Below are 11,345 nucleotides of genomic sequence, written 5' to 3'. Positions count from 1 at the left end.
TTGTGGTATAATTTTCATAGCATGAACCTCCGTTATGGTTTTTTGTTTGTTGCTATTCAATTATACCAAAAACGGGGGTTTCATGCTATTTTTTTGCTAAAAAATATTGAAATTTCAAGGTGCAAAAGCACTTTTACAAGTGCGAAGTTTGAGTTAAAGAATTCTAAATTTTGAATTAAACTTTCGGCAAAGTTTGGATGCTGCAGATTTCGGGCAGAAATATTGACTGCAATTGAATGTTTTTCATCTTCATTTTTCTGGTTAAATTTATCAATGTCATTTAAAGCCTTTTTGACCACCCATTCAGTCAGTGGTTCAATCAGACTGCTCTGCTCAACTAGAGGAATAAATTCAGCAGGTGAGATAAAGCCTCTCTCTGGATGATTCCATCTGATTAGGGCCTCAAATGTTTCTACACTTTTGTCAAGCAAATTTACCTTTGGCTGATAATAAAGTTCAAAATCATCATTTAAGATTGATTTATTAATATCAGCTAGTAATCCAATATTACTCTCTTTAAAGCTGCTGTCCTGCTCCTGATACTGCCAGTACTGAAGTTTTTTGGCAGCTGCTTTTTCCAGAGATATAAAGGCCTGATCAATAAGCTCATCTGCTATCTGACTCTGTTCAGGATAAGCTGTAATCCCCAGACTGATATCATTAAAAATAGAAATCTGATTAAACTCAACAGCATGATCAATGTATTCTACAAATTGACTAAGAAAGATTGATAAATCTGATTCTTTTTTTACAATAAGCCCATATTTGCTTTCATTAATATAATAAATTTGGTCTCTAATCTTTTCAAAGTCTTTTATATACTGCAGTAATTTTTTGATATAGTTAGAAAAGTTCATAAAGCCAATCATCTTATAAATATCAATAAAATTATTGATGCTTAAGATTAATAAATAGAAATCATTTTCAGCCTCAATCTCTTTTTCCAGTTCTTTTTTTAGTTTTAACTTATTGGGCAGTCCTGTTTCAGAGTCATAATAAGCAATTTGATTTACCTGCTCAAGCTGACTTTCGAGCAGAGAGAATAGGTATCCGGCAAAAGTTCCAACTACAACCAGTAGAGACATTCTAAAAGTCCAGTTTTCCAAACCCTGCATTGTCATAGTAGTGGTATTAAGCGGCATATAAGGTCCCAGTAGAAATCCTCCAATTAATGCAGCAGTTATTCCTCCCTTTATTTTATAAAAATAAGCAGCCAAAATAATTGGCAGGTAGATTAAATGGGCATAACTAAAGCGGGTTCCACCAGTAAAATAAACAATGAAAGCAACTAAAACAGCAAGACATAAAATCACAAAAATTGAAAGCAGGGTTCTGTCTTCAAACAATTTCAGCTTTTTATATATTTCAGGCCTTTTAATTATCCTGCACCCCCTAATAAATCTTGATAATTTAACTTCTCTTTAATCTCTATTTAAATAATTCGCTTTCACTAATTTTTGACCTGCAAAAAATCAGGATGATTTGGCTAATTAATTGCCTGCCTGAATTACTTGAAGATAATTAGCTATTATTCTGCTCTTTTCTCCTCTCTGAGATCATAAAATCTGCCTCCTTGATCCAGTCATCACTTAAGTATTTACGGCCAACCCAGAGTGCCCTGCCTAAAAAGTCGACCGGGAGAGCAATAAAAACTCCCAGCAGGCCCAGATCAAAGACTACTCCCAGTAGATAACTCAACCCAAGTTTAAAAATTGTCTGCGAAAAAAGATTGCCGTATAAGGCAGACTGAGTATTGCCGGCTCCATTTAAATGACCGGCCAGCACACCATAAATCGTAATCACGGGTCCCCCAATACTGAAGGCTTTAAGAAATCTTACAGCTATTGCCAGAGTTTCTGGATTATCGCCAAAGAGTCTGACTAAAAGCGGTGAATTAAAAAAGATTAATAGTGAAAAACTACCAATAGAAATGATAGTTAAAATGATCATTGCCTCCACTGTCTTTTTACTCTCTTCTACTCTAGCAGAGCCAATTTTTTGTCCACTTAAAATTGTTGTCACAGTATAATAAGAGCGGTGCATGGGAGCAATTAACTGCTGAAATACACGGCGAGCAATGTGGAAAGCCGCGGCAGCCTCGGTTCCAAAAAGCAGGACTATCGAATTAAAGGGAAAGGTAATCAGACTCTGATAAAGTCCCTGTGCTATTTTGGGAGCGCTGACTTTAAAAAGCTGTTTAATTAAAATGAAATCCCAGTGTTTGAGCGGATTTTTTAGATTGAATTCACTTTTGGAGCTTAAAAATATAAAAATAAAAATTAAAGCTGAAAGGGTCTTAGCTGTAAAAGTACCAATCCCAACTCCTGGCACACCAATTTTCGGGAAAAACCCAATCCCCAGGGCCAGCCCGGCCGAAACTATAATATTAATCAGGTTGGAAATAACCTCAACGACCATTGGAGTTTTGGTATCACCACTTCCCTGCAGGGCTCGAGCAGAAATAATAGAAACTATTCTAAAAGGAGCAGCTGCAAAGATTATTAAAAGATACTGAGAACCCAGTTTGATTACTTCTGGTGCTGCTCCCAGCAGAGAGATCATATTTTCAGCAAAAAATAGAGCAATAAAAATAAAGGGAATCCCGATTAAAATTGAGACATAGATTACCTGAGATAAAATAATATCTTTATTTGCTTTAGCAGCAGCTGTTTTAACCCCACTCTCCTGAGAAATTAAAGAAATACTGCCGGTGCCGAGCCCGAGACCAATTCTTAAAATTATGCTTTCCCAGACATCTCCCAGTCCAACAGCTGTCACTGCTGCCGGTCCAAAAAAGCCCATTAGAATCATATCTGTAGTTCTCATTGCTGTGACAAAAATATGATTGAGCATTACCGGCCAGGCAAGGACAAATGCTTCTTTCCAGAGCGGTAGATATGATAAAAAAACTGCCATAATTAATTCTCCTTATTTTTCCAATGATTGCTCAGCAATTGATCAGTTTAATAAAGCGTTTTGTATTTATATAAATAAAGTTATAGCTTTTTTTGTGGATTAGTAAAATAGCCGGCAGTGAAGATAAATGCCGGCATCTGAAATGTATAGATAAAATTTAAATATTTAAGATTTCTGCAATCTTTTTCTTTACTTCATCTTTGCTGCAGCTCTTCTGATGTCTGCTTTCCATAGTCTCGAGACCTTTAAGGCCGCGGTGAATTTCTGTCTCAGTTAATGCTTCCAGTTCTTCGATTATTCTATATTCATCAGCATTAATCTCTTTTTCCTTTAAGGATTCCAAAACTGCCCGGCTGAATTTATAGGGACTGGCGGTAGAGTCGACAACAGCCTTTTTCTGATCAGCACTCTGACTGCGGTATTTAACCAGAGAATCAACTCCGACTGCTGTATGAGGATCGATCAGATAATTAAATTTCTTGAAAACATTATTAATTGTGCTGCGGGCTTCCTTTTCTGTACTGTACTGGCCAACAAATAGCTCTTTAATTTCCGCCAGAGTCTGCTCATCAATTTTAAATTTATTATTTGTCTTAAGTTCCTGATACCACTGCTTGATTTGTTCACTGTCATGTCCTGTAATTTCAAAAAGAAAACGCTCTAAATTTGATGAAATCAAAATATCCATAGAGGGACTAATAGTTTTTTTGAATTCACGCTCAGTGTCATATATTCCAGTTTCTAAGAAGTCTGTCAGTACCTTATTGTCATTTGAAGCACAAATGAATTTGTTTACAGGCAGCCCCATTCGATAGGCATAGTAGGCTGCCAGGATATTACCAAAATTACCTGTAGGTACAGAAATATTAATTTTTTCCCCTGCTCTGATTTCGTCCTTATTTAAAAGTTCAAAATAAGCTTTAAAATAATAGACAATCTGCGGCAGCAGCCGGCCCCAGTTAATTGAATTAGCTGAAGAAAATTGATAATTCCCCGCTTCCATCCGCTTTTTAAACTCCTGATCTGCAAAAACATTTTTGACTGCAGTCTGACAGTCATCAAAATTTCCTTTTAGAGAAACAACATCTGTATTCTGACCTCCGGTTGTTTTCATCTGATCTTCCTGGACCCGGCTGACCCCCTCTTCGGGATAAAAAACAATAATCTTAACTCCCTCTACATCTTTAAAACCCTCAAGAGCAGCTTTACCAGTATCCCCGGAGGTGGCGACCAGAATAACTATTTCTTTTTTTACTCCCAGTTTTTTGACTGAGCGGACTAAAAGCTGCGGCAGCACCTGCAGCGCCATATCTTTAAAAGCTGCAGTTGGACCGTGCCAGAGCTCTAAAATAAAGGTGTTGCTGTTTAATTTAACAAGCGGTGTTTTAGCTGCAGGTGGAAAACTCTCCTCTTTATAGGCAGCCTCAACCGACTCTTCTATTTCCTCTTTACTAAAATCAGTTAAAAATTTCTTGAAAATCCACTGAGCAAGTTCCTGATAGCTGGCATCCTTTTTTGCTGTAATGGCATCCAAACTCAGCTCAGGTATTGACCGGGGAACAAAAAGCCCACCTTCTGGAACCATTCCCAGGCTGATTGCCTCTGCTGAACTAACACTTCTAAAATTACCTCTAGTACTTATATACTCCATACTCTCTACCTCCACTAATTTATAATCTAAAATTTAAAAAATTGATAACTATAAATTATTATATCGAAAGTAGCTGATGATGTCTATTAAATAAGAGATTTCTTTTTTTAATAATTAGGCAGTAACTGAAAATTAGAGCTTAAAAGTAGGTGATCGGAGATATTGTTACAGAAATCACTATACAAAACTAATATTTTTGTGTATAATATTATTGTGTAAAGGAGGAAAAAAATTGCTTCAGCTTTTATTTTTGTTATTAATTTTCTTAATATTCTTTCTACTTCTGCTGCTTGTTATTCCCTATTACTACAGCTTTAGTTTTAACTACCAACAAGATTTTAGCTGCAGCATTAATCTCTCGCTAATTTTTTTGAAATTACACTTCAGCTGGCAGGGGGAAGACCAATCTTTTGTTATTGAAATATTTGGTTTCCAGAAAAATCTGCAGTTAAGAGAAACTAAAGTGGGGAGTTTAATCGAAGAGAAATCAAAAAAGGTAATCAACAAAAAAATTAATGAATTGGGTTCTAAAAGTAAAAAGAAAGAAAAATCTAAAAAGAAATCAGCTTTCAACTTTGATTTTAAACTGATCAATAAGGAAAATTTAAACCATATTTTTAGATTTATTGTAGAGCTCTTTAAAATTCTAAAAATGGATTATCTAAAATTATACATCTATTTTTCCTTTGCTGATCCTTATTACAACGGACTTTTTCTGGCTTTTTATTACACTATTAAGGAACTCTTTGACTATCCCGATCTTAAGGCTGAAATCAGCTGGCAGGAGGTGGTTTTTGAAGCAGAAGGCTCTACCGGCGGTAAAATAATACCGGCCCAAATAATTTTTCATTTATTGAAATTTGTATTTTCTCTAAAGACTATTAAAATATTGTGGCGTTTATATCAATTAAATTCTAAGAAAGGATGATTCTGATGCAGAGTGCTGAAAAAGTTCTGGAAACAATGTATGCTAAACTCGATAACTTTTTAAAAACTGAAACAGTTGTTGGGGAAATGATTGAAGTTGGTGAGGTTAAATTGATCCCGATTATTACCGCTTCCTTTGGCCTTGGTGGTGGCATTGGCGAAGAAGAAAATGCTGGTGGCGGTGGAGGTGGAGTCGGCTGCAAAATCTCACCTGATGCGATCCTGGTTATTCGCGGGGCTGAAGTGGAAATGATACCTGTAAAAAGTAAGGGCTCTCTAGATAAGTTGATAGAAAAAGTTCCCTCTCTGATTGAAAAGATTGAAGAGGCAAAAGAGAAAAAAGAAGCAAAGAAAGAAGAGGCTGAGCCAGAAAAAGATGAGTAGTTAAGCAGCAGCTTTTTGCCCGTCTGTGCTTTCTAATTTAAAGTCCTGAGTTAAAAAACTCAGGACTTTTCTCTACTTAAACTTCAACTCTATTTCTTCCTTTTTCTTTTGCTCTATAGAGAGCATCATCTGCCCTTTTAATCAGCTGATCAATATTATCACCATTCTTAATTTCTGCAGCTCCAAAACTGGCTGTTACCTTACGCTTTTCCATAAAGTTATATTCTTCAATTTCTTTTCTCAATTTTTCGGCAAACTTTTCGGCATCCTGAAGACTGCTCTCCGGAGCAATAACTATAAATTCTTCTCCTCCCCAGCGGCCAAAATAGTCACTTTTACGGATATTTTTCTTTACCAGTCTGCTCAGTTCTTTTAGAATGAAGTCTCCCTGATCATGGCCGAAATTATCATTAATACTTTTAAAGTGGTCAATATCAAAAATAATCAAAGAAAAAGAATTATTATATCTGCTGCTGCGGTCATATTCTCTTTCCAGAACCTCAGTCAGATGATGGCGGTTGCTTACACCGGTCAGCTGATCATTGTGGGCTAAAAATCTGAGCCTGTTGTTGCTGGAAAAAATTATAGTCAGCAGAATAATAGTCAAAATCAAAAATATCATAGATATAATAATTGTCGTAAAGAAATTTTGATTGATAAAGTTAAGTGAATCATTCTCCTGATAGCTGATTAAATAGGCTTTGGTTTTTCCATCTATCCCCTTAATATTGATAAAACTGCCGGTATAGTAGCTGCCGTCAACTCGACTGGAAACTACAAAAGAATTTTCTGCAGCAGTTTGAGCAGCCAGTTCTTTTTGGTTTTTTTGATTAATTTCCCTGATAATATTAAGATTTACATCACTCTCAGCTTTGAGCAGGTTATTATAAATTTCTTTATCATAACTGTATTCAGGAATAATTGAAGAGTTTAGATAATTCGACTGTTCTTCTTTAAATACAGTCTCTTCTATCAGCTCGTTCTTAATTATAAAGGCATTTGCTCCACCAAAATTATCCTTTAACAGCTCTGTAACCGCCTGAAAAGAAAGGCTGAATTCAACTGAAGCCAGGTGTTCACCATTGTAATTTAAAGGATAAATATAGCGGTAACCATTAAAAATACGGCCCTCTTCAAAACCTACAAATTTTCTTTCTTCTGTATTGACATATTTAATACTCTCTCTGACATCAAATAGATTATCACCATAGGTTTCTGGGCGGTGCATTCGCAAAAAACTGCTGCCATCTTTAAAATGTATGTGCAGCTGCCGGACATGATATCTTTTCAAATCCTCGTATAAGGGCTCCAGCTCTGCCTGTAGGTAGTGGCGGTAGTTATCCCGGCGATCTTCAAACTCCCAGCCATAATATATTATTCTTTTGATCTTCTCACTGTCAAGAATATTGTTGAAAACAGCATCAGCTGCAATGTTATAGGTATTTAAGATTACCTCTACTTCAGAGTTAAGTCTTTCTAAACTTCGATTTAAAAAGAACTGTTCCTCTTCTGTTTTTTCAGTATAACTAAATAATATAAACACTACAAAAACTATAATTACCAGAATTAGAGTCACCAGATAATATTTATTTGAGAAAAAAATAGGTTTCTGCATCAAACCATCCTTAATCCAGGCATATATTTAATTACTTAAGTTTTCTATTACCTTATTTGACTCCTCAGTTAAAGCAAGCATTTCTGCCTCACTCAGCTCAAAATCTGCTGCGCCTGCATTTTCTCTGGCCTGTTTTTCATTTTTGGCTCCCACTAAAGCTGTGGTTATGCCCTTTCTATTAATCGCCCAGTTAATTGCTGTCTGAGCAGGGGTCTGATCATGGGCAGCGGCAATTTCTTTAAGCAGCTTGATCAGGCTCTGGGTCTGCGGCCAGTTTTCTTTTTTAAAGAAAGGATAAAAACCAGCTCTATTGTCCTTTTCATCCTCAAACTCCGGTCTTTCCTGATATTTACCGCTTAAAATCCCGCCGCCTAAGGTCCCATAACTTAAGGAGCCAAGATTATGATCAATTAAGTAGGGTAATATTTCAGCTTCAATATCTCTTTTTAAAAGAGAATACTGAGGCTGCAGTGATATTATATCAGTCATCTCAGAAATCTGATTAAGCAGATCTACTTTAAAATTACAGACACCCAAATACTTAAATTTACCTTCTCTTTTTAACTTCAGCAGTTCTTCCACACTTTCTTCTAAAGGCGTATCAGGATCAGGCCAGTGAATCTGATAAAGGTCTATCTGCTCAACATTTAATCTGCTTAGAGAAGACTCAATTTCTTTTCTAATTCTTTTCGGACTTAAATCTCTGATATATTTAGGCCCATCACGATGTGTTCCACATTTTGTTGCAAGAACCACTTTATCTCTAATGCCCTCAATTGCCTGACCGACAACTTCTTCTGCATGTCCGGCACCATAAGCAGGGGCAGTATCAATTAGAGTAACTCCCGCCTCTACAGCAGCTCTGATTGCCCTGATTGACTGCTGATCTTCGACTCTGCCAAATGTATCATTACCATAGGCCCAGGTTCCCAGACCAACAGCAGAAACTTTTAAATTTGAATTTCCAAGATATCTATACTTCATAATTAGCCTCCACTTTATCATAATTATTCAAAAAACCTTTAAGCTTTTTGAGAATCTGACTCAAACTCTCCTCCTGATCACATTCAACATTGAGGACCAAAACCGGATCATGGAGTGACATTCTTAATAAAAACCAGTCATTAGCACCACAATTTACTCTTACGCCCTGATAGTTTTTAGGTGCAATCTCCCAGCCATCAATAGCTTCAACAAAATCTTTTAGATTCTCGAGAATTTGCTGACCGTAGTCTTTAAAATCATCAAGCTGAATTGTCATTCGATATTCCTCTTTAATTTCAGCTTCAGCAAGATCTGCAATTAGATCTCCAATCTTACTATTTTCTTCAGCATTTAAATTAGCCATTTTGATCAGTACTTTTGCCACCAGATAGGCTCCATCATCAAGAAAATAATTTTCTTTAAAAGCTGCATGCCCGGAAGTCTCTATGGCAAGTGGAGCACTTTCACCTTCACTCTCCAGCCTTTTAGCTTCATTAATTACATTTTTGTAGCCTCTTTTAAAGCGGTGGTGTACTCCCCCCAGCTTATCTTCGATAAAATCTTTAAGGCCAACTGAGGTCACTGAATCTGTGACAATCGTTGCTCCTGGATCGTTTTCCAGAACAATTGCTGCAGCAAGGGCAATTAATTTATTCCGATTAATCTCCTGTCCACTGCTGTCTACCACTGCGGCTCGATCAACATCAGTGTCAAAAATGATTCCCAGATCAGCTTTGTTTTCAAGCACTGCCTGCTGAATCGAATGCATTGCTTCTTTGTCTTCCGGGTTGGGAGCATGATTGGGAAAGTTCCCGTCCGGTTCTAAAAACTGACTGCCTTCGGTATCCGCACCAAGACTTCTCAGAATTTTTTCAGCAAAAAACCCACCGGAGCCGTTACCGGCATCAACTATTATTTTAAAGTCAGCCAGTGGTTTATTCTGATCAACTTTGGGACTTAAGTTTTTACGGATAACTTTTTTGATGTGTTCAGCATAGTCAGAAATCAAATCAATCTCTTTTATTTCAGCAGAATCTAAATCAAGCTGACCTAAGAATTCTTCCTCTCTCTCAGCAGCCAGATTTAAAATATCAACTACATTTTCCTTTTCCAGTCCTCCCTGACGGGTAAAAAACTTAAACCCATTTTTATCAAAGGGAAGGTGGCTGGCTGTAATCATTATTGCTCCATCGTACTGGTGTCCCTCTAAAATAGTTGACATAAACATTGCTGGAGTAGAAGCCAGACCTGCACTGTAAACTTCTGCCCCTGCCAGTTTCATCCCCTGAGCGAGAGCTTTTTTTAGCCTGTCAGCACTTAAGCGGGAATCATGACCTACTGCAACTTCGATCTCCTCAGTTTCCCTGTCTAAATTAGCTGCCAGCCAGTTAACAAAAGTAAAACCTATACCTGCAGCCGCTTCTTCTGTTAAATTCGGCTTTTTTCCCTCAGTCGCAATCGCCCTGCCTCTTACATCAGTACCACTCAGTAGTTTTTCCCATTGAATATTTGACATTAAAATCACTCCATTTTGATTTTTTTCATTAAAAATAAAAATTTATCCTAATCAAAGCTTTATTAGTTAAAATACTTTTGATATCTGGTATTCACTTAAGGGTTTATTTAGAAGAAACCCCTGCAGATAATCACAATTATGATCTTCTAAATAATGCAGCTGCTCAACTGTTTCCACTCCTTCAGCTACAACCTTGATTCCCCACTGCTGAGCCATCTCGATAATTGGTGGAACCATCATTTTTTCACTTGCTGGATTCTGAGAAATTAGATCAATAAAAGCCTTATCAATTTTTATAACATCAAGTGGAATATGCTGCAGATAACTTAGAGAAGCATAACCGGTTCCAAAATCATCCATCGCAATACTGATCCCCAGCTCTTTTAATTTATATAAAACATCTATAACATATTCCTGATCAGATATAAAAAGTGACTCAGTAATCTCAAATTCCAGTTTAAAGCCTTTAATTTTTTCTTCATCTATAATTTTTTTAACTGCTGCTACAAAACCAGGATCAGTCAGCTGAACAACAGAAATGTTGATTGAAAGAACCGGGATTTCTTTAAATTTCTCTTCTAAAAGCTTAAATTTCCTGATCGAAGTCCTGATAACCCATTCTCCAATCTCCTTAATTAAACCAGTCTTTTCAGCAGCCGGAATAAAGCGGGCCGGGCTGATCGTTCCCTGTTCAGGTGAATGCCATCTGATTAAAGTTTCAAAACCCCTCAGTTTTTCGCCATCAATTTTATACTGTGGTTGAAAGACCAGATGAAATTCTTGATTTTTTACTGCTCTTTTTAGAGAATCTTCCATCTGCACTCCAGCGATAACATCTTTCTCCATATTTTTAGCAAAAAACTCTATTTCTTTATTAAAGCTCTGTTTGGCCTTATAGATTGCTATATCAGCACTTCTAATCATTTCTTTGCTGTTTTGACCATCTTCTGGATAAGCTGAAATACCGAAATTACTGCTTAATGTAATTTCTTTCTGATCATATTTATAAGTTTTTTCCAGTTCTCTTTTTATTTTTCTGATATATCTTTTCAGTTCCTCTGCTTCCAGCTCGCGCTGAACTACAACTGCAAACTCATCACCACCAAGACGAGCCGAAAGATCATTTTCATCAACAATTTTCTGAAGTCTAAAAGCTATTTCCTGCAGAATATAGTCTCCGGTTTCATAACCCCAGGAATCATTTATTTTTTTGAAATTTTTAAAATCAATAAAAATCAACTTATAATTAATTTTTTCAGCCTCTGACATTGAGGAAAGATAATCAAGCCTCTCAATTAACATTTCTCTATTGGCAGTAATGTATAATAAGTTGTGTAAATAAAATTATGATA

9 protein-coding genes are annotated in these 11,345 nt (G+C 36.5%); 2 read left to right on the top strand and 7 right to left on the bottom strand.

Going from position 1 to position 11,345, the window contains the following annotated elements:
- Nucleotides 1–80 precede the first annotated feature (80 nt).
- The 3 genes from CI949_RS11595 to thrC form a co-directional block, all read right to left on the bottom strand.
- Nucleotides 81–1,346 carry a bifunctional diguanylate cyclase/phosphodiesterase gene (locus CI949_RS11595; RefSeq protein WP_290766740.1) on the bottom strand — a complete coding sequence of 422 codons (1,266 nt, stop codon included), beginning with the start codon at nt 1,344–1,346 and terminating at the stop codon, nt 81–83.
- 175 nt (nt 1,347–1,521) lie between these two features.
- Nucleotides 1,522–2,916: an MATE family efflux transporter gene (locus CI949_RS11590; protein ID WP_290766738.1), complete on the bottom strand. Its 1,395-nt coding sequence runs from the start codon at nt 2,914–2,916 to the stop codon at nt 1,522–1,524.
- Between the two features lie 157 nt (nt 2,917–3,073).
- On the bottom strand, nt 3,074–4,567 hold the full coding sequence (thrC, locus tag CI949_RS11585) for a threonine synthase (RefSeq protein WP_290766736.1): 1,494 nt from the start codon (nt 4,565–4,567) through the stop codon (nt 3,074–3,076).
- Between the two features lie 232 nt (nt 4,568–4,799).
- Here thrC and CI949_RS11580 point away from each other — a divergent pair, with 232 nt between their 5' ends.
- Together CI949_RS11580 and CI949_RS11575 are read left to right on the top strand one after the other, a co-directional pair.
- Nucleotides 4,800–5,495, top strand: a complete 696-nt coding sequence (locus tag CI949_RS11580) for a hypothetical protein (RefSeq protein WP_108138013.1) — start codon at nt 4,800–4,802, stop codon at nt 5,493–5,495.
- A gap of 5 nt (nt 5,496–5,500) precedes the next feature.
- Complete coding sequence (locus tag CI949_RS11575) at nt 5,501–5,878, top strand: GerW family sporulation protein (RefSeq protein WP_108138011.1); 378 nt, start codon at nt 5,501–5,503, stop codon at nt 5,876–5,878.
- A gap of 76 nt (nt 5,879–5,954) precedes the next feature.
- Here CI949_RS11575 and CI949_RS11570 read toward each other — a convergent pair whose 3' ends face one another.
- The 4 genes from CI949_RS11570 to CI949_RS11555 all read right to left on the bottom strand — a co-directional run bounded on the left by CI949_RS11570 (nt 5,955) and on the right by CI949_RS11555 (nt 11,313).
- Nucleotides 5,955–7,493, bottom strand: coding sequence for a diguanylate cyclase (locus CI949_RS11570; RefSeq protein WP_290766731.1), 1,539 nt, complete (start codon nt 7,491–7,493; stop codon nt 5,955–5,957).
- 27 nt (nt 7,494–7,520) lie between these two features.
- Nucleotides 7,521–8,477: an aldo/keto reductase gene (locus CI949_RS11565; protein WP_290766728.1), complete on the bottom strand. Its 957-nt coding sequence runs from the start codon at nt 8,475–8,477 to the stop codon at nt 7,521–7,523.
- A complete protein-coding gene (locus CI949_RS11560; protein WP_290766692.1) occupies nt 8,467–9,993 on the bottom strand; it encodes a phosphomannomutase/phosphoglucomutase in 1,527 nt (508 codons plus the stop codon). The genes CI949_RS11565 and CI949_RS11560 overlap by 11 nt, the downstream gene beginning before the upstream one ends.
- A 66-nt stretch (nt 9,994–10,059) precedes the next feature.
- Nucleotides 10,060–11,313 carry a bifunctional diguanylate cyclase/phosphodiesterase gene (locus tag CI949_RS11555; RefSeq protein ID WP_290766742.1) on the bottom strand — a complete coding sequence of 418 codons (1,254 nt, stop codon included), beginning with the start codon at nt 11,311–11,313 and terminating at the stop codon, nt 10,060–10,062.
- Nucleotides 11,314–11,345: the final 32 nt, after the last annotated feature.

Source organism: Halanaerobium sp. (assembly GCF_003070835.1).
The sequence above is the reverse complement of the archived record's forward strand: the minus strand, read 5'-3'. Positions and strand labels throughout refer to the sequence as shown.